The following is a 26,149-nucleotide window of genomic DNA, read 5'->3' on the forward strand; positions in this document are numbered from 1 at the left end:
TAGCTTCTGTTGCTCTTGCATAGGCCAGGTTAAAAGTAAAGGCTGCGCTGTTTACTGGTTCTTTATAGTCGCCGTAATTTAAAACGATGTCTATTCCGCATTCTCCGCTAATAAAATTTCCTAAACTTGCTCCGGCTTCTATTACGGGTAATTCATAAGCTGTTTCTTCGTCTTCTGTAAATTCTCCGTTGCTTTCTACATAGGCAGTTTCTTTAAAAAAGAACTGGTCTAAGAGTAGTGTATCTGCCTGTACCGAAGGATTATAACCTATGTATTTAGCCAGAAAATCTGGTGCAGGCTCTTGTGAACTATTATTAGCATAAAAATCATTAAACTGGGAGGTAATCTTATTAATAAATGCAGAAGTTGCACCTGTAGCGGCTATAACTTGGTCTGCATTAAAAAAATCTGCTTTGTTAAGTCCACGGTAAATAAAATATTTGATATTGATTCCTTGTATAGGCTGGCTGAAAGGCCTTAATATCAAATTTACTTTACTACTGTTTCCTGTTTGCGGCTGTATCAAAACTATACTTTTGCATATTGCATAGGCCATAGTGTTTGCTGCAAAGGAAAATTTAGTGGTTACCCTAAATTCGTTTGCTGATACAGGCCCAAAAGCCTGCCCTGCTGTCTGAGCCAGTTCTGCCGGATCTGTAAAGAAATAAGAATTGGGTGCGTATTTATCGTTTTGCATAGGTAGTATTATAAGTTTGTTTTCAAAGGACAGCCATTAAATTTTTTATTCTATAAAACCTAGGTACAAAAAAATCAAATAATTCACTTCTTCTCCTGCTTTTGCATTCAGAAAGATCAAATTGAATTTGAGCTGAAGACAACGTTAAATAGACGTCTAATTCTTTACCAATAAGGTTGAAATTTTTCTGTGTGAAGCTTTGTTTTTCTGCCATTTGTTTTTCATGTTTTTTTTGAGTAAAAACAATGCAAATCACTAATCTCTCTTGGATGTTTTTAATCAGTAGTATGTTTAATAAAAGTAGAAATACCATTTTAAAAATAAAAATTATTAATGATAATAAAATAAAATATAATATAAAAATATAAATTTTAATATAATGAAATTTTAAATTATGTCCTTAAACTTTTATGTTGTTTTTTTTCGTTAATAGATGCCGAATTGATAAATTTTTTGTATAAATCCAATTCGTTTAAGGAATTTTATTAGGTATTAAATTAATATTCTATTCTTTATATGCGCTGGATTTAAAAAATCATATAGTAGGGAGCAAAAGTTTCAAAACTAATACTTTAAAGAATAATGTATTAAATCAAACTCGGATTGCAATTGATAACAATTTTCTCTTAATATATCTTCTGCGGAGGGAAGAGCCGTATTAAACCCAGTTATTTCCACAAAAAATTAAAATTGTAATAATATTTTGTTTGAAAACCTAGAAAACTTTATTGATTAGAAGAGAAAAATTAAGTTATTGTTAAAAATATAATTGCTATTGTAAGATTATAATAAATTATCGACCTTGTTATCTCTTAATTAAAGAAAAACATTATTAGTTAACATCTACTCTTAACAAAATGAACATTTTTTCTCATTCTTTATTCGATACTGCTGTATCTATTTTCATTTCTTGGGCATTGTTTTCCCTTTTATGTAGTTATATACATGAAACTATAGCACAGATTAAAGAAGAAAGGGGTAGGTTTTTAAAACAAAGATTGCTAAAACAATTTCAAGACCTACCCAATGGTATCAATTGGGCATCCCTACTTTATCTTCATGGAGCAGTAAATATGTTAAGTAGAAAATTTAACAAACCGCCTTATGAAATTTCTGTAGAAGTATTTGCTAAAACAATAATAGAAGTAGTAGGTAACGCACATTTGGTGCAAATAAATGAAAATAGTACTACAGATACCTATCAAAATGTTAGTTTACGGAATTATAAAAAGGCAGTAGGCTGTTTGCAACATAGCGATATGCTTGCTTTATTTGAACAAAGTTTAAAAGATGCCGAAAATAAAAACCTTAAAGAGGGGCGTTTACAAGAAGATGGTGTTTATCTGGATTTATTGTTAAACCTTCAAACATGGTATCAAAATTTTCTTGCCCAAGTATCAGACTGGTACAAGAAAAAAACCAGAAGAAGGCTTTTTATGATTGGCACTTTAATAGCCATGCTGTTAAATGTAGATAGTATAGAACTTTTCAAACATTTTAATACTGATGAAACTTCTCGTAAAACTTTAATTGCTTTTTATACAGAAAATAAGGCTAGTTTGGAACAACAAGCCTTAGAAATCTCAAACCTTGATGCTGTGCCTCAAAGTACACCAACGCTTACCAAATTAAAGGTTATCAGTGCACAGCTAGACAGCCTGAGCAAAGAAGCTGAGTTGCCCGTTGGATTTAACAGGAATTTTTATTCACAGATTCATAAAGCTGATGATATTGAACATATTTTAATGAAACTATTAGGTTTTTTACTTAGTGGTTTTGCCGTAAGCTTTGGTGCACCTTTCTGGTTTGAATTACTAAAAAAAATCTATACTAAAAAGACAAATTGAGCCTATGACACCCTATAATGTACATACCCATATTTTTACCATGAATAATGCTCCAGAGCACTTTCTAAATCTTTATCTACCTGATTTTTTGGCAAATGCTATAGGAAAAATTACCAATACCCAACCAGGAGCATGGTTGGTAAAAAAGATACTGTCTTTTACAGGTGAAGCAGGAAAACGCTATGCAGGATTTCTTGAAATTGGTAAAAGTAGAAATCAGCTTGAAGTATTTGAAAATCTGCTTAGGCAATATCCTAACCAAGATATGAAGTTTGTGGCTCTTACCATGTATATGGAGAAATGTGGGGCAGGAGAGTCTATTTCTGGTTTTGAAGGTCAACTTGAGGAAATACTAGAAGTAAAGCGCCGTTATCCAGACCGCCTGCTTATTTTTATGGGTGTAGACCCCAGATGGAAAAATAGTGGAAAAGAGTTGAGAGATACTGTAGCAGCCTATTTTAATAAAAAGATAAAAATTAATAATCAAAGAGAAGTATATCCTTTTGCTGGCTTAAAGATGTATCCAAGTACCGGATTTTATCCATTTGATAAAAACCTAAAAGAAACTTTTGAATGGGCCGCAGAAAATGGAGTGCCGGTATTAAGTCATTGCTATTATAAAGGTGGCATCTATAACAATGACGAATCTTATCTTAAATATAGTATCAATCCACGAGACCCTTATAACGGACAATTGTATGATAAGCCTGTTTATATTCAAGAGAAATCATGGAAGTGGATAATAGGGCAGAAGGCTGCACAAAATAACAGAAAAACCTGCTCTTATTTTTTGGAGCCAGAAGCTTACCGTAGCTTGATGTCTTATTTTGACCAGCAGGATAAACCGCTAAAGCTTTGCTTGGCACATTTTGGTGGCGCAGAAGAAATGCTAAGGTCTTATAAATTGATGAAAGTAGATAAGGGAAGTCATTATGATTCTAAACTAGAACCTTATGGTATTGAAAGAAAAAACTGGTTTGAGCAGATTAGAGAAATGATGAAAACTTTTAAAGGTTTGTATACAGATATATCCTATACGGTTTGTAATCAAGATGTTCATCCTGTAATATTCGGAGAATTAAAAGATGCTCAAGTAGGGAGTAAAATATTGTACGGAACGGATTATTACATGACCGAACAGGAGAAAACCGAGAAACAAATATTTGAGGAATTTAATAAAGCAGCTGTTAAAGAGGCCGGTTTAAAGCCCGGTATAAATGCTTGGGAGCAGTTATCGACTGTAAATACAGCACATTTTTTAAGTAGCAAATATTATCCCTAAAGGCGGTAATAAAGAACAATAATCCTTAAAAATCTTAAACATGAAAAAGTCGTTATTAATTATTTTTTTCTTAGTGTACGGCATTATGGCAAAGGGGCAAAGCCCAACACTAGCTGTAGGTTTGGAGAGCCTAACCATGAATAAAGGCAGCATTGATGTTACAGTTTTAACGGAGATCATCATAGAGAAGCAGCAAGAGTTAAAACGCGACGCCCTTAAAAGGTTTATGTTAAAAATGTTCCCCGAACAAAATTATGCTACTAAATATTATATCCAGCATTGTTTACATATCCTTTTAAATGAAAAAAATGCAAAAGTTATAGAAAAAGAAGTATTTGAATTGACCACCAATTATACCCTTTCTTTAGCTATAGCTCATGTATTGTACGAACATCCTGCATTAAAGCATGTTATCAACGCGAGCAACAACGTTAGGTTGTTAAACACCACGAATACGGCCTTGCAGCAAGATAATTCAAATAAAATTCCATTTGATACTTGGGTAGACCTGGTAAGTGCTACGCTTTCTGGTATAGAAGTACTTAAACAAAAAGGTTTTTATGTTCATCGAATTGATTTTCGAGACGGACCGAATTATTGGTCTGACAAGATTGATAGCACACGTTTGAAAATCGCTATGTTAGGTATTCAAAATATCATTGAACCTTACTTTAAATATTATCCCATCATCTCGCAATATTATACCTCCATCGCTAAAAGTAAAAGTGGGGAGGATGTACGATCTATTGTAATAGAAAATTTTTCTCAAGCTAGTCAGGTTGATTTAAAAGATCTTGAAAATGTAGAATTTTATAAAAACAATAATATCAAATCAGAATCAGCTTCATTAAAAATTATCTTTACTCAAATAAGCGAGGTATCATCACTAATCGCAAAGGCGAAGCAGACATACATTGATCTGGACCAAATTTTAGTTTTGGAAAAAAAGTATTTGGCTATGGTGCAGGATACGATGACTCTTTTGAAAGAAATAAAAACGATAGTTAATCAATACCAGCTTACGCCATTAACCCTAGCTCCGGATTCTATGACGCTTAATGACACTCTGCGGGATGCCACGCTAAATAATTTGGAAAATCTAAAACGGCAATTGAAAATAAAAGAAACGGAAATTCTTCAACTTAACACAAAATTTAATGAACTGGAAAAAAATTTAGAAGCCTTGAAAATTACCATCAAACCAAAAACATGGAATAGCTTCAAACAAAATGAAACGAAAATTCGATTAAGCTTGGATAGTGTAAAAACACAAAAAGAGAATGAACTGAAATCCTTGAGAGCCAGCCTTTCTAAATCAAGAGATTTTTTCAGAGATTATCTCAGCCGAATGTCTGATATGCTCATTAACTCGAAAGCGGTAGACATGAGTAAGTTAAATGCTGATAATAAGTATCATTATAGCGATTATGCGAGTTTGATTTCTCAAACCTATCTGGCTATAAATGAATTAATAGCTAAAGATACCATCACACTGGAGTCTATCACCTATTTTGAAAAGGAAGTGGTACCTGAATTTCTAAGATTAGGTAGTTTATTGTTTAAGAATAAAGAGGAACTGAAGAACGAAATCAAAAGTTTTCAACTACTTACCGGAATGATGAAGTTGCATACAGTATCCTTAATACCAGAATCATTCATCTATGACCACACCTTATTGGATGTATTAAAGTTTATTTCTGAAATCGGAGATCTTGATAAAGCAGAAACCTATCAAGACATGCTAAAACTGTTTGAGCAGGTAAATACTCGTTTGAGCAATACTATGAAAGAAGGCGAATTCAAGAAAACTTATATTCTATTTAGCAGAGCTATCGAAAAATATTCGCTGGTAAATACAGCAGAACAGTATGTAGAGATTGACATCGTTTCCTTTTTAAACGAGTTGCAAGATTATTATTTACGTAATAACCATAGTTATTTAAGCTTGTATCTCACCCTAGGATTAAACCAAAATTTCTTTTTAAATGAAGTAATGCTACCTGGTGAAGTAGATAAAATTAGTAATGTCGGTTTTGCTTCAGAAAAATTAGGCTTAAAATTTAGATTGAGTAAGGTTTATAGTAAGAAAGGTTTAGAGAATACGATCAAGGAGGATGTGAATCTTGATAAACGTAATCCGTTTATTAATGAATGGTATGGGATTTTATATGGTTCTGGTTTTTTATATAATTTAGCCAATACTTCAACACAAAAAAACTTCAATTATCCTCATCTGGGCATTGGTTCAGGTTTACGTTTTTACAATGCACTCGATATAAACCTGATATTTGGATTCCCTTTTATTAAAAATCAGCCGATATTAAAAAATACTTTTGCTGGTATTGGATTGGATATTCCTTTAGGCGAATATCTAGAGAAGGTTGGTAGAAAAAAATTAAGATAAACATTTTTATTTCATCGCCCCCAAGATAGCGCAATGTAGCCTGAGCGTGTGTGATGGATTCTTGTGATTTTCAAGCATTTTTTTTCATTTCATTTGTATCACTATTAAGGCATAAGAAGCCTTTGCCCGCTAACCTTACCACTCATTTCACCCCTCTGGCGCAATGCAGCCTTAGCCATGTGCGGCTGAGTACTTGTGCCTTGTAAAAAAGAACTTTTCATCATCATCAATTTATTTTTTAATATTAATGTCTCCACCAATTGTGCTTTCTGATTTTCCAGAAAATCGAAATCATCCTTTTTATTCTGCTCATTTTTCAATAGTTTTGATTAACCTAAAGTAAACAAAATCCAAAAAATCTAAAAATTTATTAATATAAGTCCACGTATAGCCCACCTATACCCCACCTTTTATCCACGTTTTATCCATATCACGTTCGGTGCTTCTCCCAGACTTCTCCCGGACACCTTCGGAAAAACAGGGCCATTTCCCGAACAAGTCTCGAACATGGTTGGGAGATGGTGCGGAAAGTTTAAAGTGAAAAGAAAGTAAAAAGATGCCTTAAAAAGTCAAAAGTAGAAAGTAAAAAAGAACCTAAAAAGTGGATATTCAGGAACTAACTTTAACTACTAAAAAAATCTCTCCGAAGAACGAAAGACGGCCTATGAAGATTTGGATTGAAGTCAAATAAATCTTTTGCATAAACTCTCATAAAGAACCAGCGGAAAACAATCCGACGGGTGTTGTAGAAGCTTTCAATATGCAAAACCATTCACACCACTCAGGATTGTAGATAAAGATTTATTTAGACACAACGACAAATATTCATCAGCCTTGATTTATTCATTTTTTGTTTATGGTTTTTCTTAGGCATTCATGAACTCGTTCCTCGTTTTTGTTTCTTTTCATCAAGGAAAAGAAAGAAGCCGCTACCCGGCTAGGGTTGGAAAGCCTTGTGCGTAACGGCCAATTAGTTTATAATATCTTTAATAATAACAATTACCCGCCTCTTGAGCCGGCGGGGCCCATGACTTTTTAGAGGAAAAAAGTAATCAAAATGAGCCTATGCGAATTCATGAATACCCTTAAAAATCAATAGAAACTAATGAATAAACCCTTGAACAATCCCGCAGGAGCCTTTGCCGCAGATCCCTTACCCACACTCAAAAACAATGAGCGCTTATTTTTGCTCGGTTGTGGTTTTTGATAGCTTCTGCAAACTCGAATGCAAAACCGCATGCGCTATAGGCTTTATTTAATTAAAAAGTACAAAGTCAAAAGTACAAAGATGCCTAAATGCCTTAAGAAGTCGAAAGTCAAAATTATAAAGTAAAAAGATTTGAATAGCGGATATTTAGGAGCTTTCGATAATGTTAAATCCAACTTTTCCGAAGAACGAAAAACGGCTTATGAAGATTTGGAAGTGAAGTCAAATAAATCTTTTGCATAAACTTTCATAAAGAACTAGCGGAAAACAATCCGACGGGTGTTGTAGAAGCTTTCAAGGATCAAGTGTAAATTTTTTAGAATTAGCTTAAACAAAAAAAGCTTTCGTTACTGAAAGCTTCTTTTTGTGCACCCACCTGGGCTCGAACCAGGGACCAAAAGATTATGAGTCTTCTACTCTAACCAACTGAGCTATAGGTGCTGAAAATCATTACTGATTTGCGGTTGCAATGTTACGAATTTGCCGTCGAATTCTAAAAAATAAATTTAAAATACTTGCAAAATATTCATTACGAAAGCATTACAAGCTCCCATTCTTGATTTTTGCTTTATCCTGTTCGTCCAATTCATGATATTTCTCAAAACTGACAATGCTTTCAGCAGGTAAAATACGTTTGAAAGATAATTTTCTTTCCGCAATAGAAAGCTTCAACTCTTCATAAATAAACTCATCACCAAAACCAGCCCATTCAGCATCTGTACGGGTGTTGCCATAATAAACTTCTGAAATATTGGCCCAATAAATGGCACTCAAACACATAGGGCAAGGTTCGGCACTGGTATACAAAATAGCTCCTTTCAAATCTGCTTGTTTAAGATTTTTACAAGCCAGCCTGATGGCATTAACCTCCGCATGTGCAGTAGGGTCGTTATCTTTATTGACACTGTTAGCTGCTGATGCTATCACTTTGCCATTTTTAACAATCACGCATCCAAAGGGTCCACCGTTAAAAGTTTTAAGGTTGTCCTCTGCCAAAGCAATGGCTTTTCTCATCATTTCTTCGTGTATATGATTCATGTTCTATTCTCTAGTTTTTTAATACTCATACAAAAATCTATCCATAATCAAACGAAAGATTAATACCTTTGATGTATCATGAAGGCAGTAAAAACAATTATTTTTGATTACGGTAACGTTATCTTCAACATAGATTTTAAAAGAACACAACAAGCTTTTATAGATTTAGGCATCCAAAATATTGAAGAATTTTTTGCGCATAAAGCTCACGATCCGTTGTTTGATGAGTTTGAAAAAGGTAACATCACAGCAGCCGAGTGGCGTGACGGTATCAGACGTAAGGCAAAACAACCAGAACTAAGCGACCAGCAGATTGATGATGCATGGAATACCTTATTGCTAGGTGTTCCGGATGGAAATCATGATTTGCTATTGAAAATTAAAGCCCAGTATCCAACTTTTTTGCTGAGTAATAATAATGAGATCCATTATGATTGGATTATGAAGTACCTCAAAGCAGAGTTTGGTTTAGCAGATAATTCGTCTTTCTTTGTTAAAGATTATTATTCTCATTTACTGAGGATGCGTAAACCCAATGCAGATATTTTTGAATATGTTTTAGATACTCACCATCTAAAACCAGAAGAAACATTATTCATAGACGATAGTCCACAGCATCTTAAAACAGCTCAAGAATTAGGGTTACAAACCTATTTAATGACTGCCCCAGATAATTTGCAGTTATATTTTAGTAAAAACGGTCTGTTAAGAAACCTCTAAATTGTTATTCATTTTTGTAAGTTTGCACCAATGATTGAATTTAAACTAGCAGGCGAGTTTATCCCGCTGATACAACTCCTAAAAGCAACAGACTTAGTTTCTTCGGGAGGCGAAGCACAAGCGGTAGTGATGGACGGTTTGGTACAATACAACGGCGTTACCGATTATCGTAAGCGCTTAAAAGTACGTAAAGGCGATACCGTAAAATTCAATCATAAAACCATTAAAATTATATGAATCCTATCCAAAGCAGTACCTATCAGGTATATTTCGATCATAGCTTACAAGTTTTACAAGATATACTTCAGCAGGGTAATTACTCTAAAGTATTTATCATCACTGATGAAAATACCGGACAGTTTTGCCTGCCTGTTTTACAAGATAAACTACCAGCTTTAGACAATTTTGATATTATAGAAATCCCTTATGGGGAGGAAAATAAAAATATTGATTATTGTATAGGCATCTGGAGGATGTTGCTGGATTTTGAAGCTGATAGAAATGCCGTAGTGATAAATTTAGGTGGCGGTGTAGTTACCGATATGGGAAGCTTTGCTGCATCAACTTACAAAAGAGGGATAGATTTTATCCAGATTCCTACCACTTTACTCTCTCAGGTAGATGCCTCTGTGGGGGGTAAAACAGGCATCGATATAGAGAATGTAAAAAACATCATAGGTACTTTTGCCTTGCCACAGGCAGTTATCATTTGTACTGATTTTTTAAATACTTTACCAGAAAGACAAATCATATCTGGTTTTGCAGAAGTTATCAAACATGGTATCATCGCTGATGCTGCTTACTATCAAGATATCATCAGTTTAGCCCATGCAAAAGATATCAGCACAGCACAAATACATACATCCGTAGCAATTAAAAATAAAGTTGTCTTAGAAGATCCTTTTGAAAAAGGTTTGAGAAAAATCTTAAACTTTGGTCATACCATTGGGCATGCTGTAGAATCTTGGTCTTTAGCACACGATAGCAGTCCGCTTTTACACGGCGAAGCCATTGCTGTAGGGATGATATGCGAATCTTATTTAGCGCACATGACAGGTATTCTAGAAGAAGAAGATTTTAAAACCATCGTTCAGGATATATTAAAATTCTTTCCAAAATACAAGCTTAAAGAAGGTATCGAAAATGATTTATTAGCCATTATGCAACATGATAAAAAGAATAGCGCTGGCAATATCAATTTCTCTTTGCCAAATAAAATAGGAAGCTGTTTATATAATCAAGTAGTTTCTAAAGATTTGATGATAGAAAGCTTAGCTTATTACAGAAGTTTAAATAGTTAAGTGGTGTGTTCATGATATTGGTCTTTGCTGGTTATTTGGCAAAAGAGTTTAGTATCCATGTCAGATTTTAAGTAGATTTTATGCTAGCCATATAGCTTTGAAAGCAAACTACATGGTAGAAATACGTCTAGCAGCTTCCAAAGCAGTTTTAATCATCAATTCTTTAATTTCATGGTTAAACCTAAATGCTGGCATATAAATACTAAAGCCTGCAACAGCTTTTCCGTTTTGGTAGATAGGCGTTCCTATACCAATAACTTGCACACTATCTTCAATCAAAACATAACCCTGCTTTTTAATGATGGCTATTTGCTCAAGCAATTGTGTTCTGGAAGAAGCTTCTGGCCAAATAGATTTATCAGGCAAACCAAAGCGTCTGATGTATTGTGCTAATTCTTTGTCAGGAAGCATGGCAACTAATAGCCTACCGGTAGAGGCATCATAAGCATTTTTTTCATCAGCAGTGGTAGCTTGCACCAATTGGTTAGCAATATGATGTTTTAAAATAATACGTTTGTTTTCTTTCAATACAGCTATCAAGCAATTTTCTTGAAGCGTTTGTTGAGCCAATAATAATTCAGGCTCTGCTCTGTCTAACAATTGTTTGTAACCAAAAGAACCACTGGCAATTTCTGTAAAATTATCTCCAAGTAAATAACCTTTTTCTTTATCAGCTTTTTTTAAAAAGCCACGGTCTACTAAAGTTTTAACAATATTAGCACAAGTTGCCGTATTTAAATTTAAATCAGCAGCAATATGCCCCATTAGCTTAGGCTCTTTAGGGTTATTAGCCACATATTCTATAATGTCTATAGCCCGGTTTATAACTTGAATCATGAAATCAAAATTAGCTATTCATTCCATAATATAAAATTTTTGTTTTATAAAAATAAGTTTATTTAATTTGGGTCTCGATATTATTAAACCAAATTAAATGACTACATCAACAAAAGGCTCAACAAACTTTGCCTTCATCATGATAACAATTTTGTTTTTCATGTGGGGCTTTGTTCACAATTTAGATCCTATTTTAATACCACATTTAAAAAGAGCTTTCAGTTTAACCACTTTACAGGCTTCATTAGTAGATTCGGCTGTATTTATAGCTTACTTCGTAGTGGCTTTGCCAGCAGGATTTTTACTCAAGAAAAAAGGTTATAAAGCAGGTATCATTTTAGGTTTAATGTTATTTGCTGTAGGTTCTTATTTGTTCATTCCATCGGCAAACCTACAATCTTATACTTTTTTTCTGGTAGCACTTTTTATCATTGCCTGTGGCTTAACTATTTTAGAAACAGCAGCCAATCCTTATGCTTCTTTACTAGGGCCGCCAGAAAAAGCTACACAGCGTTTAAATTTAGCACAATCTTTTAATGGTTTGGCGGCTACTCTAGCACCTATCATTGGGGCAAAAATTATTTTAACAGAAGGTTTGCCTGAGGAAAAATTAGCTTTAATGGCACCGCAAGCAAGAGAATTAGCACTTGCGGCAGAAGCTGCAACCGTTAAAATGCCTTACTTTATACTAGGTTCTGTTATTTTAGTGGTGGCTGTTATTTTCTTTTTTATGAAACTTCCAGAAATTAAAGAAGAAGAAAAAAGTACTTCTGGTTCATCTTTAACTGTTTTTAAGCATAAACACCTTAACTGGGCTATAGCAGCACAATTTTTCTATGTTGGTGCGCAAGTTTGTGTTTTCAGCTTCTTTATTCTTTATGCTACACATGCAACTGGGATTTCTGAAATGAAAGCAGCAGAATACGCTGGTTTTGGTGTAGGAATGGCCTTCATGATAGGACGTTTTGTTGGTACTTTCTTTATGAAATTTGTGAAGCCTCCTGTTTTACTAGCTATTTATGCTATATTATGTATGGTTTTAAGTGTTTTAGCCATGTATACTACAGGTTTAGCATCTATTTATATAGTTATCGGCATTGCATTTTTTATGTCTATCATGTTCCCAACTATTTTCTCTTTAGGGATAAAAGAGTTAGGAGAAGATACCAAGCTAGGAAGCAGTTTTATCATCATGTCTATTGTGGGTGGAGCTATTTTACCGCTCGTTTTTGGACATGTGAGTGATTTATATAGCAATATCCAATTAGGTTATATAGTTCCTTCCTTTTGCTTTTTTATAGTTTTAATATTTGCTGTTCATGGTCATAAAGTTTCAACCTTAAAAAAATGAAAAGATATTGTTTAGCGCTTGATTTAAAAGACGATCCTAAGTTAATCGCCGAGTATGAAGCATGGCATAAAAAAGTTCCACCTGCGGTTACTTTTAGTATTATTTCATCAGGTATCAGGGATATGGAAATTTATAGAACTGGAAATAGGTTATTGATGGTGATGGAGGTGGACGACAATTTTTCTTTTGATAAAAAGTCAAAAGCTGATGCGCAGAACGCTAAAGTACAAGAATGGGAAACCCTCATGTGGGATTTTCAACAGCCTTTGCCTTTTGCAAAAGAAGGTGAAAAATGGGTTTTAATGGATAAGATTTTTGATTTAAAATAATATGAGCAAGAAGTATTTACAGCTTCATTCACAGGATAATGTGCTGGTAGCGCTGCAAGATTTAGAAAAAGGTTTAACGATAGATTTTAATGGTAAGGTTTTAACCCTTAAAGAGGATATTCCGGCTAAGCATAAATTTTACTTAAATGTCATGCAGCCCGGTGATGAGGTCATCATGTATGGGGTTTTAGTAGGGAAAATTCAGACGCCTGTAAATGAAGGAGATTTAATGACTGTAAACAATCTTAAACATGCTGCGGAAGATTATGCTTATAGGGAGGTTAATTACCATTGGGAAAAACCAGATATAAGCAAATATATTGATAAGACTTTTTTAGGCTATCATCGTGAAGATGGACGTGTGGGTACCGCAAATTACTGGTTATTTATACCCACTGTTTTTTGTGAAAACAGAAATTTGGATGTTATTAAAGAAGCTTTACATCATAGTTTAGGTTATGCTGTTACCGATAAGTATAAACTATATGCAAAGGCATTGAGAGAAGCTGTAGAAGCAGGTAAAGATATCCAAAACTTATCTTTAGAATTAAATGCCGTACAACCCGCAGAACGTTTATTTAAAAATGTTGATGGGATAAAATTCTTAAATCACCAGGGTGGTTGCGGTGGTACCAGACAAGATGCAGAGCTGCTAAGTAAGCTTTTAGCCTCTTACGCTAATCATCCAAATGTTGCGGGTGTAACTGTTCTAAGCTTGGGCTGCCAGCACCTGCAAACGCAAAATTTTTTGGATGATTTAAAGCAATACAATCCAAATTTTAATAAACCTTTATTGGTTTTTGAGCAACAACAAAGTAAAAGCGAGGAGCAATTGATCAAAGATGCGATACAGCAAACTTTCTCTCAATTGGTAGAAATCAATAAAATTGGAAGAAGGCCAGCGCCTCTATCAGCTTTAACTGTAGGGGTTAAATGTGGTGGTAGCGATGGTTTTAGCGGAATTTCTGCTAATCCTGCGGTTGGTTATACTGCAGATTTATTGGTAGCCTTAGGGGCTAAGGTTCTATTGGCAGAGTTTCCAGAACTATGCGGTGCAGAGCAGAATATGATAGACCGCTGTGAAGGGAAAGAAATTGCAGAAAAGTTTATCCATTTAATGCAAACTTATGATGCCCAGGCACATGCCGTAGGCTCGGGTTTTCACATGAATCCATCGCCGGGGAATATAAAAGACGGTTTAATTACCGATGCTATTAAAAGTACCGGAGCCGCCAAAAAAGGAGGCACTGCGCCTGTAGTAGATGTTCTAGATTATACAGAACCAGCCGTTAAACCAGGTTTAAATTTAGTTTGTACACCGGGTAATGATGTTGAGGCTACTACCGGAAAAGCAGCTAGTGGGGCAACCTTAATTTTATTTACTACAGGTTTGGGTACACCAACAGGCAACCCAGTTTGTCCGGTTATCAAAGTTGCTACCAACTCGGGTTTAGCTTTAAGAATGTCTGATATTATTGATATTGATACCGGAGCTATCATCAGAGGTGAAAAGAGCATTGCAGAAATGGGAGAAGAGATTTTAGACTATTGTATCAAAGCTGCTAGTGGCGAAATAATACCAAAAGCAGTACTCTTAAATCAAGATGATTTTATCCCTTGGAAAAGAGGAGTGAGTTTATAAGTTTAATATTATTGTAATCATTAAAATAAAGAAAAAGTGTTTTCATTAGAAGGTAAATCAGCCGTTGTAACAGGAGCAGGAAGCGGTATTGGGCAAGCTATAGCGCTAACTTTTGCAAGGCAAGGGGCTAAAGTTTATGTTTTGGATGTTAATCAGGAGCAGGCTAATGCAACTGTTTTTAAGATTCAGGAAGATGGCGGAGAAGCATTTGCATTTGTATGCGATGTTACCCATCAGCAAATTGTAAAATCTGTTTTTGAAAAAATAGGCGGCATTAATATTCTGGTTAATTGTGCCGGAATTGCCCATGTTGGCAATGTGGTAAACACTAGCGAGGCAGATTTTGATCGCGTTTACCAAGTAAACGTTAAAGGAACCTATAATTGCTTGCATGAGGCTTTGCCTTATTTCATCAAAACACAGCAAGGTGTTATTTTAAATGTTGCCTCTATAGCCGCTTATGTAGGTATAAATGACAGATTTGCTTATAGCATGAGTAAAGGAGCCGTTTTTGCCATGACTTTAAGCGTTGCTAAAGACTTTCTTCATCAAAATATCAGATGTAACTCTATATCCCCGGCAAGGGTACACACGCCTTTTGTAGATGGCTTTATAGCAAAAAATTATCCGGGTAAAGAACAAGAAATGTTCGAGAAATTATCCAAATCTCAGCCTATAGGCAGAATGGGTAGTGTGGATGAAATTGCTACATTAGCATTATACTTATGTAGTGATGAAGCTGGTTTTATTACCGGTAATGATTATCCTATAGACGGTGGATTTATAAAATTAAATAACTAAATAAACTAAAGCTTCATTAAAGAAGAACTTAATAAATACAATTGAAATGAAATTAATAAGATACGGACAAGCAGGAAAAGAAAAAACAGGTGTTATTATTAATGATAAAAGATATGATACATCTGCATTTGGTGAAGATTATAACGAGGCATTTTTTGAAAACGATGGTCTAAATAGATTAGCAGCCTTTTTAAAAGAAAATGAAGGTAAGTTGCCAGAGGTTTCTGCATCAGAAAGATTAGGTTCTCCTGTTGCTAGACCATCAAAAATAGTTTGTATTGGTCTAAACTATGCTAAACACGCTAAAGAAACAAATGCACCTATTCCGGCAGAGCCTATTTTATTTTTTAAATCTACTACGGCTTTAGTTGGTCCAAATGATGATATCATTATCCCTAAAAACTCGGTTAAAACAGATTGGGAAGTAGAATTGGCTTTTGTAATTGGTAAAAAAGCATGCTATGTTGAAGAAGCAGATGCTATGGATTATATCGCTGGTTATTGCTTACATAATGATGTTAGCGAGCGTGAGTTTCAATTAGAGCGTGGTGGTACTTGGGATAAAGGTAAAGGTTGTGATACTTTTGCCCCTATTGGTCCTTGGTTAGCTACAAAAGATGAAATTGCTGATGTAAACAACTTAAGACTTTGGTTAAAAGTAAACGATAAAATATTCCAAGACGGAAATACTGATGATTTAATTTTTAACCTTCCTAAATTGGTAAGTTATTTAAGTCATTTCATGACCTTATTGCCAGGTGATATCATCTCAACAGGAACACCACATGGTGTTGGCTTAGGCTTTAATCCGCCAGTATATTTAAAACCAGGAGATGTAGTTGAGTTGGGTATTGATGGCTTAGGAACTTCTAAGCAGCATGTTAAGGCATATCAAGGCTAAGCATTATGGATTTAGGATTAAAAGATAAAGTTATTGTTGTATCTGGCGGAGCTAAAGGTATAGGAGAAGGCGTTTGTAGAGTTTTGGCTCAGGAAGGCGCCATTCCAGTTATTTTAGGCAGAAACCAAGCTGATAATCAATTATTAGCAGATGACATTGCTAAAGCAGGAGGACAAGCATTTTGTGTGCAAGCAGAATTATCAAATCCAGTAGCTTGTGAAGATGCTATTAAAGCAGTTGTAAAAGCTTTTGGCAGGATAGATGGTTTGGTTAATAATGCAGGCTTAAATGATGGTATAGGTTTAGAAAATGGTTCTTACGAGGGCTTTATCAAAAGTTTACACCATAGCTTAGTACACTATTATTTGTTGGCTCATCATGCTTTGCCTTATTTAAAAGCATCTAAAGGCGGTATTGTTAATGTTAGCTCTAAAACAGCAGAAACTGGCCAAGGTAATACTTCTGGTTATGCAGCAGCTAATGGGGGAAGAAATGCTTTAACCCGTGAATGGGCTGTTGAGTTGCTCAAATATGGCATTAGGGTTAATGCTGTTATTGTTGCCGAGTGTTGGACTCCACAATATGCTAAATGGATAGAAACCTTAGCTAACGCTAAAGAAAAATTAGCAGAGATTACGGCTAATATTCCATTAGAAAACAGAATGACAACTACGCAAGAAATAGCGAATACGGTAGCGTTCTTAATGTCAGAAAAATCAAGTCATACCACCGGGCAGTTGATTCATGTAGATGGCGGTTACGTACATTTGGATAGGGCTTTGGCTAATGCATAAAAAATAGGAGGTTGTTTAATCGCAATTTCATATCAAATCAGAGTCGGAACTTTTCTGAGTGTATCAGATAAAGTTTCGACTCTTTTATCCTTTAAACAGTATCGTTATTCAAACATAGCAAATTAATAGTTTAGGCTAACCTTGAGCAGTTTCTGGAAATTAGCCTTTCAGATTTGAAGCTAACAGGGTATTAACAGGGTGCTAACAGGGTCATAACAGGGTACAAACTATATATAAAACCTAGTTAATACCCTGTGAAAATCTAATAAACTTACAGTTAGTTTATTGTAAATTGTAGCTTAAGCTTAGCTGTGTTTCCTTATAAAATCTATCATATTACCATTTTAATTATTGTGTTTAATTGAAATAGATTTGATGACTTTAATAGAATAGCAAATCATTAATGGTTTAAACAATCAGGTATATAAGAAATTTATTCATGCTGAATAATCTTTTTAAAACCTTAATTTTGCCAGCTTAAACAGCATAAAGTTTTGGGCGAACAAAAGATATTTGAGCAATTAGAAGTTTTTGATATTGCAGAAGAAGGCAAAGGTGTTGCAAGACATCAGGATTTGGTAGTTTTTATAGAAAAAGCTATTCCCGGCGATATTGTAGATGTTGCAGTTTATAAAAAGAAGAAAAAATTTGCAGAGGCAAAGGTGCATACCCTGCACCAACCATCTGCAGATAGGGTTGAGCCGTTTTGCATACATTTTGGAACTTGTGGAGGCTGCAAATGGCAGCACATGGATTACAACGCACAGCTAAAATACAAGCAAAAATCTGTTACTGATGCTCTGCAAAGGCTCGCAGGTTTAGATGTTGCACATACCGAGCCTATTTTAGCATCGGCAGCAACTACCTATTATCGTAATAAATTAGAGTATACTTTTTCTAATAAAAGATGGTTAACCCAAGAAGATGTTGCCTCTGGCGAAGCTATGGAAATGAATGCCTTAGGTTTTCATGTACCTCTTCGTTTTGATAAGATTTTAGATGTTCAGCATTGCTGGCTTCAAGCTTCTCCTTCTAATGAAATTAGAAATAGCATCCGCGATTTTGCTTTAGCTCATCAAATTTCTTTTTACGATTTAAGAGCTCACGAAGGTGCGTTAAGAAATTTAATCATCAGAACTTCTTCTACCGGAGAGTTGATGATTGTTGTAGTTTTCGCTTATCCTGAAGAAGGACAAGTAGAGCTTTTGATGGATTTTGTGAAGAGAAGCTTTCCTCAGGTAAACTCGCTCATGTACATCATCAACCAAAAGAAAAACGATACTATTTTTGATCAAGATATTTTATTATACCACGGCCAACCTTTTATTTATGAAGAAATGGAGGGCTTAAAGTTTAGAATCGGACCTAAATCATTTTACCAAACTAATTCTTTACAAGCTTACGAATTGTATAAAATCACCAGAGAATTTGCTGGTTTAACAGGTAAAGAATTGGTTTACGATTTATATACCGGTACTGGTACTATCGCCAACTTTGTAGCAAAAAATGCTAGAGAGGTTGTTGGGGTAGAGTATGTGCCAACGGCTATAGAAGATGCAAAGGTAAACTCACAAATCAATGGGATAAACAATACTAAGTTTTATGCTGGCGATATGAAAGATGTTTTAAATGCCGATTTTATAGCGCAACACGGTAAACCCGATGTGGTGATTACAGACCCTCCAAGAGCAGGTATGCACCCTGATGTTGTAGAACGTTTAATGGAGATGGAGGCAGGTAAAATTGTTTATGTAAGCTGCAATGCGGCTACACAGGCTAGAGATTTGGTGCGTTTGAAAGAGAAATATGAAGTAAGCAGAATTAAACCTGTTGATATGTTCCCCCAAACACAACATGTAGAAAATGTGGTTTTATTAGAATTGAAGAAATGAATCAAGAAGATTTATTAGGTAACCTTGCCGGAGGAGAAGCTCAAAAACCTCAAGAAAGTCCTTTGGTATCTTTAAAAAAAGATTTATCAAATTATAAAGATGCCATTAAAGAGGTGGCCATAGAAATTATGGTAGAAGGTTTATCGGCTCATCCTATATTTATTGCTCACCAACATGAAGTTAATATTGGTGAAATTATTTTAGATAGGGCAGAATTAGCTACAGATTGGACTATACAGGCATCCACCTTAGAGGAATTTATAGAAAGAGGCATTATTCAGGAAAATAAGAAAGATGCTTTTTTAAGTAGCTATAAAAATGCAGATGACTATGCCTGTGTCTTTGTTGTGGTGCCAGAAGGAGCAAATTTTGTTTATTATCCTTATTAAAAGAAAAAGGCCTGCAAAAATACAGGCCTTTAACATTAACACACACTAAAAATTTATTAAGACAAATTTGTAAACCTTTTAAAACTTAGACGCTACCATAGCATCATTAGTTACATTAATTTTTAAAAAAGATTACAGGTTTAAACAGAATTAGTTAATTTGAGCCAAAAATAGCAGCTATGCCAACCAAAAGAGTACTTATTCTTAACCATACGCAAATACAGCAGAAAATTAACCGTATTGCTTATCAAATTTTAGAAGACAATATAGAAGAACAAGAAATTATTCTTGCGGGTGTGGTATCTAGGGGATATAGGTTTGCTTTAAGATTAGAAAAAGTATTAAAGGAAATAGCTCATTTTAAGATTACTTTGGCAGAAATAGAGCTTAATAAAGATAGCTCTAAGCTAGAATCCTCTATCAATATTCCTATAGAAGCTTGCCAAAATAAAGTCATTATTTTAGTTGACGATGTTTTAAACAGCGGCAGAACTATCGCTTATGGTTTAGGTGTTTTCTTAAATATACCTCTAAAAAAATTAAGGTCTGTAGTTTTAATAGATAGAAGTCATAAACTATTCCCGGTAGCTACAGATTTTGTTGGTCTACAACTTTCTACCGTGTTAAAAGAACATGTAGAAGTAGTTTTAGATGAGAACAATGAACCCGATGGTGTTTATTTAACTTAAGAAATTCTACGGTTATTTCTGGCTCTTATCCAATGTTTTTTGTGGCAGTTAGAACAGGTTGCTTCTTCGCAAATGGTAAGCTGATGCACTTTACCGCAAGTATTACAAGCATACATGCCGTTTTCTGTAATTTTTTTTAAAGGAGTTCTAATTTCGTGAGGCAAAATAGGGAGTCCATATTTTACCTCTTCATCAGCATTAAAAAATATGCTAATCTCTCCAGAAACTTCCAAAATGGCCAATTTCACTTGTCCTAGATGGTCAACATGCTCCATTCTTAATTCAGCATAAAATTCATCTACAGCAATATCTTCTTTCTCCATTCTTTGTTTAACAAATTCGCCATCAACAATTAATGTAACAGGTTTACCTTCTATCCAATGTTCAAATTTTTTAAATTTTAAAGCCCAGGTAATAGCTCTGTAAAAGGCAAGTACACAAATAAATACAGTAATAGCAGGTATTAAGCCTACATCTTCATAGAACATGGGGTCGCCAGCTGCAGAACCCAAAGTAATAATAATAACCAGTTCAAAAATAGAAAGCTGCTTAATTCCTCTCTTACCTGTAAGTTTAAGTGCAATAAGCACAACTATAAACATCACCAGGCATCTGAATATAACCTCAAGTAAAAACACGTAAGGTAAATCATTCATGAAAACCCTGCTCCATTCAAAAATTTCTTTCATATATAATTTGAAAAATTAATTACCTTTATAAAAATGTGGAAAACTCAAACAAATGATTATCAAAGTTTTGTGTAGTTATATTTGTTATGGATATAGGTTTATCCACATTTTGAACTTACATTTGTTATCACACAAAAAACACTAACATGGCTACATCAATAAATATACCGCGTTTAGATTTAAACGATTATCTGTATGGTACGGCAGCTCAGAAGAAGCAGTTTTCTGATGATATTGGCAAAGCTTTTAATGATACTGGTTTTGTTACCATTACCAATCACGGCTTAAGTAAAGAGCTTATTGATAATCTTTACCTACAAGTGAAAGAGTTTTTTAGTTTACCCGAAGAAACCAAATTGAAATATGAAAAAGTGGAGCTTGCAGGACAACGTGGTTATACTTCTAAAGGTCGCGAAAAGGCTAAAGACTCTAAAACACCAGATTTAAAAGAGTTTTGGCAAACTGGTCAGTATGTTAAGGATGGCGATGTTGTTAAAGAAGAATATCCGGATAATGTTATAGTAGAAGAAGTGCCAGCTTTTAACATCGTTACTAAAGAAATTTATAAGAAATTAGAACATGCAGGTAAACAGCTTTTAAACGCAATAGCTGTTTATTTGGGCTTACCTGAGGATTACTTTGAGGATAAAGTACATAATGGAAACTCTATATTAAGAGCTATACATTATTTCCCGATTGAAAACCCAGATGCTTTACCTGCGGATGCAGTAAGAGCAGGAGCGCATGAAGATATCAATTTGATTACTTTATTAATTGGTGCTAGCGCAGATGGTTTAGAAGTTTTAACTAGAAATGGAGATTGGTTCGCAGTTAAAGCTCATGGCGAAGATATCGTAGTTAATGTTGGCGATATGTTGCAACGTTTAACCAATAACAAGTTAAAGTCAACCACTCATCGTGTAGTAAACCCGCCAAGAGAATTGATGAAGAGCTCAAGATACTCGGTGCCATTTTTCTTACATCCAAAATCAGGTATGGATTTAACTTGTTTAACTTCTTGTATTGATGAAGAAAACCCTAGAGCTTATACCGATATGACGGCTGGCGAGTACCTCGACGAACGTTTAAGAGAAATAGGTCTTAAAAAATAAAAATCAGTAATTCAGAATAGGAAGGAAGCGCCCCAAAAAGGCGCTTTTTTGTTTTTATAGGCAGGTTGTGAATAAGTTTCCTTATTGTTTAAAACTTCATTGCCTTTACTAGCTTTATTAGTCATACTTTTGAGATAGTTCTTTAACATCACTTATTCAGGTTACCAAATTTATTTTGGTATTAAAAGGGAACCATGTTAAAATCATGGGCTGACGTTGCAACTGTATTTCTGTTTTTTCAACTAAAATTTGAAATCAAAAATTTGCTAAATATCAGGTCACTGTTTTGTTTTTTAACAAAATGGGAAGGCATTTAGTAGACAGATAAGCCAGGAGACCTGCCGAATAGGATTTGTCAAGACTTTCACGTAAAAGGTTTTGATAAAAGCTCTTCTAAGCCCTCAATACCTATCAGGGTCTATGTTGTCTTTTGTCAATTCCTGTTTGTAAAATTTAAAAAAGTTAAAACCATGCAACAGGAAGAAGTATTACTTAAAGAAAACAAGGATCGTTTTGTGATTCTACCTATCAATTATCCCGCAATTTGGGAAATGTACAAACGCCACGAAGCTAGTTTTTGGACCGCAGAAGAAATAGATTTATCTGCCGACCAAAAAGATTGGGAAAACCTTAATGATGGCGAAAGACATTTCATTAGCCATATTTTAGCCTTTTTTGCCGCTAGCGATGGTATTGTGAATGAAAACTTAGCTGTTAATTTCATGAGCGAAGTACAGGTGCCAGAAGCTAGGTGCTTTTATGGTTTCCAAATTATGATGGAGAATATCCACTCAGAAACTTATGCTTTATTAATTGATACTTATATCAAGGATCCAAAAGAAAGAACACATCTTTTACATGCCATAGATACGGTTCCATGTGTACAAAAGAAAGCGCAATGGGCATTAAGATGGATAGAAAAAGGCACTTTTGCACAACGTTTAGTAGCTTTTGCTGCCGTAGAAGGTATTTTCTTTAGCGGTAGTTTTTGCTCTATTTTTTGGTTAAAGAAAAGAGGTTTAATGCCGGGTTTAACTTTTAGTAACGAGCTTATTTCAAGAGATGAAGGCTTACACTGCGAATTTGCTTGCTTGCTTTACGGCATGCTTCAAAATAAGTTGAGCAAAGAAGAAGTTTATGAAATTATTTCTGAAGCTGTAGAAATAGAAAAAGAATTTATTTCTGAGGCATTACCTGTCAATCTAATTGGGATGAATGCTCGCTTAATGATGCAATATATTGAGTTTGTAGCCGATAGATGGTTGGTAGAATTAGGTTACGATAAAAAATATCATGCTACCAATCCTTTTGATTTTATGGAAATGATATCCCTGCAAGGTAAAACCAATTTCTTTGAAAAACGTGTAGGTGATTACCAAAAAAGTGGTGTATTAAGCAGTAAAGAAGACCAAGCGTTTTCATTGGAAGAAGATTTTTAATAGATGGTTAGTCCCGATGAATCATCGGGCTAGTTGGTTAGTTTGTTAGGCTCTGAAATTGTCATCCCAACAAATTAATCACTAATAACCTAACTACCTAACAAACTAATCACCTAACAATCTAAAAAACTAAAAAAGAATGTTCGTAATAAAAAGAGACGGAAGAACAGAGTCCGTAAAATTTGATAAAATAACCTCAAGAATAGAGAAACTCAGCTACAGCTTAAATGCAGATTTTGTAGACCCTGTAGAGGTTGCTAAAAAGGTAATCGATGGCTTGTATGACGGAGTAACAACATCAGAACTAGATAATTTAGCGGCAGAAACAGCAGCTTCTTTAACTACGCGTCATCCAGATTATGCCATTCTAGCTTCGCGTATAGCGGTATCTAATTTACATAAGAATACCATCAAGTCGTTTTCAGAAACCATGCGATTATTGCATGAATATAAAGACCCTAAAACTTCTAAACCTGCTTCTTTAATTGCTGATGATGTTTGGGAGGTGATAAAAGAAAATGCCGAGATTTTAGACAGTACCATCATTTATGATAGAGATTTTAGCTTTGATTATTTCGGTTTTAAAACTTTAGAGCGTTCTTATTTGCTAAAGCTTAACGGACGTATTGTAGAGCGTCCGCAGCATTTATTTATGCGTGTTGCCGTTGGTATTCATAAGCATGATTTAGCTAGCGCTATCAAAACTTATGAATTGATGAGCGAGCGTTGGTTTATTCATGCTACGCCAACTTTATTTAATGCTGGTACACCAAAGCCACAAATGTCTAGCTGTTTCTTGGTAGCCATGAAAGATGATAGCATTGAAGGCATCTATAGCACCTTGATGCAAACCGCCAAGATTTCGCAAAGTGCCGGAGGTATTGGTTTAAGCATCCATAATGTCAGAGCAACCGGTTCTTACATTAGTGGTACTAACGGAACAAGTAATGGTATCGTCCCGATGCTGAAAGTGTTTAACGATACAGCCCGTTATGTAGACCAAGGTGGTGGTAAAAGAAAAGGTGCTTTTGCTATTTATTTAGAGCCTTGGCATGCAGATATTTTTGATTTCCTTGATCTAAAGAAAAATCACGGTAAGGAAGAAAACAGAGCTCGTGATTTATTTTATGCGCTTTGGATGTCTGATTTATTCATGAAAAGGGTAGAAGCTAATGGCGATTGGAGTTTGTTTTGCCCACATGAAGCACCAGGCTTAGCCGACTGTTTTGGTGCCGAGTTTGAAGCACTTTATCAGCAATATGAGCAAGAAGGAAGAGCCAGAAAGACCATTAAAGCACAAGAATTATGGTTCGCTATTCTTGATTCGCAAATAGAAACAGGTACGCCATATTTATTGTATAAAGATGCAGCCAATCAAAAATCAAATCAGCAAAATTTAGGCACTATAAAAAGTTCTAATTTATGTACCGAGATTATAGAATACACTTCTCCAGATGAAGTTGCGGTATGTAATTTAGCTTCGCTTTCTTTACCTCGTTATGTTATAGATGGCACTTTTAACCACGAAAAGCTTTATGAAGTAAGCTATCAGGCAACTTTAAACCTAAACAGGATTATAGATAACAACTATTATCCGGTAGAAGAGGCAAAAAATTCTAATATGCGCCACAGACCAATTGGTTTGGGCGTACAAGGTCTTGCCGATGCTTTTATTCTGTTAAAAATGCCTTTTGAAAGTGAAGAAGCAAAACAACTGAATAAAGATATTTTTGAAACCATTTATTTTGCTGCTATGACAGCTTCTGCTGATTTAGCAGAGAAAGAAGGACCTTATGAAACATTTAAAGGTTCGCCACTTTCTAAAGGGCAGTTCCAGTTTGATTTATGGGGCGTACAACCAGAAAGCAAACGTTGGGATTGGGATGCATTAAGAAAAAGAGTTGTTAAAACAGGCGTAAGAAACTCGCTATTAATGGCGCCAATGCCAACAGCATCAACCTCACAAATACTTGGAAATAACGAGTGTTTCGAGCCTTACACCTCTAATATTTATACCAGAAGGGTATTAAGCGGAGAGTTTGTAGTGGTGAATAAGCATTTATTAAAAGATTTAGTAGAACTTAATCTTTGGAATAGTAAAATGAAGGATGCTATTATTTTGGCAAACGGCTCGGTACAAGATATAGAGGCTATACCGCAACATATCAAAGATTTGTATAAAACGGTTTGGGAAATTAAGATGAGAAATGTGATTGATATGGCTGCCGATAGAGGAGCATACATTTGCCAATCTCAGTCTTTGAACTTGTTTATCAGTTCTCCAACTGCTGCGAAATTAACCTCTATGCATTTTTATAGCTGGAAAAAAGGCTTAAAAACAGGTATGTATTACCTTAGAACACAAGCTGCTACACAAGCAGTTAAGTTCTCGGTAGAAAGTCAGGCCGGCAAAGAGATGGAGCCTTTGGTACAAACACCAGAAGTAGTTGTAGAAGGCGCAAGTTGTAGTATGGAAGATGGATGCTTGTCTTGTGGGTCTTAATTGACTTTAGAATTATTATCATGAAAACAGCCCAAGGTTTAAACCTTGGGCTGTTTTATTTACATTTTAGCTCATGATGCAAAGCAACAAGTCCGTAGGACTGACATGATGATAGCATTTTAAGAGTAGATGGGGAGAACCCCTTAGGGGTGAAATAAAAATCAAATATCTATCATATTCTCAATACATATTTACCAAATACATTTAATTTTAAACCTTCTTCTATGTTTCTTAATTTTTTAACCGCAGAGTTCGCAGAGGTCACAAAGCTGGGTTGCCCTTAAT

23 protein-coding genes, 1 tRNA gene and 1 riboswitch are annotated in these 26,149 nt (G+C 34.9%); of the genes, 18 read left to right on the forward strand and 6 right to left on the reverse strand.

Going from position 1 to position 26,149, the window contains the following annotated elements:
• On the reverse strand, window positions 1–697 hold a 697-nt coding region (locus H510_RS18765), incomplete at its 3' end, for a hypothetical protein (protein WP_036692684.1).
• Between the two features lie 857 nt (window positions 698–1,554).
• Here H510_RS18765 and H510_RS0111590 point away from each other — a divergent pair.
• Genes H510_RS0111590 through H510_RS0111600 form a run of 3 tightly spaced genes read left to right on the forward strand, consistent with a single transcriptional unit; the run spans window position 1,555 to window position 6,230 of the window.
• Complete coding sequence (locus tag H510_RS0111590; RefSeq protein ID WP_026904481.1) at window positions 1,555–2,544, forward strand: hypothetical protein; 990 nt, start codon at window positions 1,555–1,557, stop codon at window positions 2,542–2,544.
• Between the two features lie 4 nt (window positions 2,545–2,548).
• Window positions 2,549–3,826, forward strand: coding sequence for an amidohydrolase family protein (locus H510_RS0111595; protein ID WP_081659269.1), 1,278 nt, complete (start codon window positions 2,549–2,551; stop codon window positions 3,824–3,826).
• 40 nt (window positions 3,827–3,866) lie between these two features.
• The gene (locus H510_RS0111600) at window positions 3,867–6,230 is read left to right on the forward strand and encodes a hypothetical protein (RefSeq protein WP_155977948.1); all 2,364 of its coding nucleotides are present in this window, start codon (window positions 3,867–3,869) and stop codon (window positions 6,228–6,230) included.
• A 104-nt stretch (window positions 6,231–6,334) separates the two neighbouring features.
• Here the strand turns inward: H510_RS0111600 and H510_RS0111605 are convergent, their stop codons facing one another.
• The 3 genes from H510_RS0111605 to H510_RS0111615 form a co-directional block, all read right to left on the reverse strand.
• Window positions 6,335–6,550, reverse strand: a complete 216-nt coding sequence (locus H510_RS0111605; protein WP_026904484.1) for a hypothetical protein — start codon at window positions 6,548–6,550, stop codon at window positions 6,335–6,337.
• Window positions 6,551–7,804: 1,254 nt separating this feature from the next.
• Window positions 7,805–7,878, reverse strand: a tRNA-Ile gene (locus tag H510_RS0111610).
• 99 nt (window positions 7,879–7,977) lie between these two features.
• A complete protein-coding gene (locus tag H510_RS0111615) occupies window positions 7,978–8,475 on the reverse strand; it encodes a nucleoside deaminase (RefSeq protein WP_026904485.1) in 498 nt (165 codons plus the stop codon).
• A 78-nt stretch (window positions 8,476–8,553) separates the two neighbouring features.
• On the opposite strand from H510_RS0111615, the gene H510_RS0111620 reads away from it, so the two are divergent.
• The 3 genes from H510_RS0111620 to aroB are packed head-to-tail and all read left to right on the forward strand — an operon-like array spanning window position 8,554 to window position 10,496.
• Complete coding sequence (locus tag H510_RS0111620; RefSeq protein ID WP_026904486.1) at window positions 8,554–9,195, forward strand: HAD family hydrolase; 642 nt, start codon at window positions 8,554–8,556, stop codon at window positions 9,193–9,195.
• Window positions 9,196–9,225: 30 nt separating this feature from the next.
• Window positions 9,226–9,432 carry an RNA-binding S4 domain-containing protein gene (locus tag H510_RS0111625; protein WP_026904487.1) on the forward strand — a complete coding sequence of 69 codons (207 nt, stop codon included), beginning with the start codon at window positions 9,226–9,228 and terminating at the stop codon, window positions 9,430–9,432.
• A complete protein-coding gene (gene aroB, locus H510_RS0111630) occupies window positions 9,429–10,496 on the forward strand; it encodes a 3-dehydroquinate synthase (protein WP_026904488.1) in 1,068 nt (355 codons plus the stop codon). Before H510_RS0111625 ends, aroB begins: the two co-directional genes overlap by 4 nt.
• Before the next feature lie 108 nt (window positions 10,497–10,604).
• Here the strand turns inward: aroB and H510_RS0111635 are convergent, their stop codons facing one another.
• A complete protein-coding gene (locus H510_RS0111635; RefSeq protein WP_026904489.1) occupies window positions 10,605–11,333 on the reverse strand; it encodes an IclR family transcriptional regulator in 729 nt (242 codons plus the stop codon).
• 97 nt (window positions 11,334–11,430) lie between these two features.
• Between H510_RS0111635 and fucP the strand changes: the two genes are divergently transcribed.
• From fucP to H510_RS0111680, 9 genes are all read left to right on the forward strand, one after another.
• On the forward strand, window positions 11,431–12,684 hold the full coding sequence (fucP, locus tag H510_RS0111640; RefSeq protein WP_026904490.1) for an L-fucose:H+ symporter permease: 1,254 nt from the start codon (window positions 11,431–11,433) through the stop codon (window positions 12,682–12,684).
• Window positions 12,681–13,013: an L-rhamnose mutarotase gene (locus tag H510_RS0111645; RefSeq protein ID WP_026904491.1), complete on the forward strand. Its 333-nt coding sequence runs from the start codon at window positions 12,681–12,683 to the stop codon at window positions 13,011–13,013. The genes fucP and H510_RS0111645 overlap by 4 nt, the downstream gene beginning before the upstream one ends.
• 1 nt (window position 13,014) lies before the next feature.
• Complete coding sequence (locus H510_RS0111650; RefSeq protein ID WP_026904492.1) at window positions 13,015–14,655, forward strand: UxaA family hydrolase; 1,641 nt, start codon at window positions 13,015–13,017, stop codon at window positions 14,653–14,655.
• A gap of 36 nt (window positions 14,656–14,691) precedes the next feature.
• Window positions 14,692–15,456: an SDR family NAD(P)-dependent oxidoreductase gene (locus H510_RS0111655; RefSeq protein WP_026904493.1), complete on the forward strand. Its 765-nt coding sequence runs from the start codon at window positions 14,692–14,694 to the stop codon at window positions 15,454–15,456.
• A 46-nt stretch (window positions 15,457–15,502) separates the two neighbouring features.
• Window positions 15,503–16,357 carry a fumarylacetoacetate hydrolase family protein gene (locus H510_RS0111660; protein ID WP_026904494.1) on the forward strand — a complete coding sequence of 285 codons (855 nt, stop codon included), beginning with the start codon at window positions 15,503–15,505 and terminating at the stop codon, window positions 16,355–16,357.
• 5 nt (window positions 16,358–16,362) lie between these two features.
• Window positions 16,363–17,151 carry an SDR family oxidoreductase gene (locus tag H510_RS0111665; protein WP_026904495.1) on the forward strand — a complete coding sequence of 263 codons (789 nt, stop codon included), beginning with the start codon at window positions 16,363–16,365 and terminating at the stop codon, window positions 17,149–17,151.
• 494 nt (window positions 17,152–17,645) lie between these two features.
• Window positions 17,646–19,043: a 23S rRNA (uracil(1939)-C(5))-methyltransferase RlmD gene (gene rlmD / locus H510_RS0111670; protein WP_026904496.1), complete on the forward strand. Its 1,398-nt coding sequence runs from the start codon at window positions 17,646–17,648 to the stop codon at window positions 19,041–19,043.
• Window positions 19,040–19,432: a hypothetical protein gene (locus tag H510_RS0111675; RefSeq protein WP_026904497.1), complete on the forward strand. Its 393-nt coding sequence runs from the start codon at window positions 19,040–19,042 to the stop codon at window positions 19,430–19,432. Before rlmD ends, H510_RS0111675 begins: the two co-directional genes overlap by 4 nt.
• A 179-nt stretch (window positions 19,433–19,611) precedes the next feature.
• A complete protein-coding gene (locus H510_RS0111680; RefSeq protein WP_026904498.1) occupies window positions 19,612–20,121 on the forward strand; it encodes a phosphoribosyltransferase family protein in 510 nt (169 codons plus the stop codon).
• Here the strand turns inward: H510_RS0111680 and H510_RS0111685 are convergent.
• The gene (locus H510_RS0111685) at window positions 20,118–20,810 is read right to left on the reverse strand and encodes a YetF domain-containing protein (RefSeq protein ID WP_026904499.1); all 693 of its coding nucleotides are present in this window, start codon (window positions 20,808–20,810) and stop codon (window positions 20,118–20,120) included. The two genes, H510_RS0111680 and H510_RS0111685, sit on opposite strands and share 4 nt — an antisense overlap.
• 146 nt (window positions 20,811–20,956) lie before the next feature.
• Between H510_RS0111685 and H510_RS0111690 the strand changes: the two genes are divergently transcribed.
• From H510_RS0111690 to H510_RS0111710, 3 genes are all read left to right on the forward strand, one after another.
• Window positions 20,957–21,922, forward strand: coding sequence for an isopenicillin N synthase family dioxygenase (locus H510_RS0111690; protein WP_026904500.1), 966 nt, complete (start codon window positions 20,957–20,959; stop codon window positions 21,920–21,922).
• 140 nt (window positions 21,923–22,062) lie between these two features.
• A riboswitch (cobalamin riboswitch) is annotated at window positions 22,063–22,282 on the forward strand.
• A gap of 110 nt (window positions 22,283–22,392) precedes the next feature.
• Window positions 22,393–23,361: a ribonucleoside-diphosphate reductase small subunit gene (locus tag H510_RS0111705; RefSeq protein ID WP_026904501.1), complete on the forward strand. Its 969-nt coding sequence runs from the start codon at window positions 22,393–22,395 to the stop codon at window positions 23,359–23,361.
• Between the two features lie 139 nt (window positions 23,362–23,500).
• Window positions 23,501–25,864 carry a ribonucleoside-diphosphate reductase subunit alpha gene (locus H510_RS0111710; protein ID WP_026904502.1) on the forward strand — a complete coding sequence of 788 codons (2,364 nt, stop codon included), beginning with the start codon at window positions 23,501–23,503 and terminating at the stop codon, window positions 25,862–25,864.
• Window positions 25,865–26,149 lie beyond the last annotated feature (285 nt).

Source organism: Pedobacter glucosidilyticus DSM 23534 (assembly GCF_000425145.1).
GTDB classification, from domain to species: Bacteria; Bacteroidota; Bacteroidia; order Sphingobacteriales; family Sphingobacteriaceae; genus Pseudopedobacter; species Pseudopedobacter glucosidilyticus.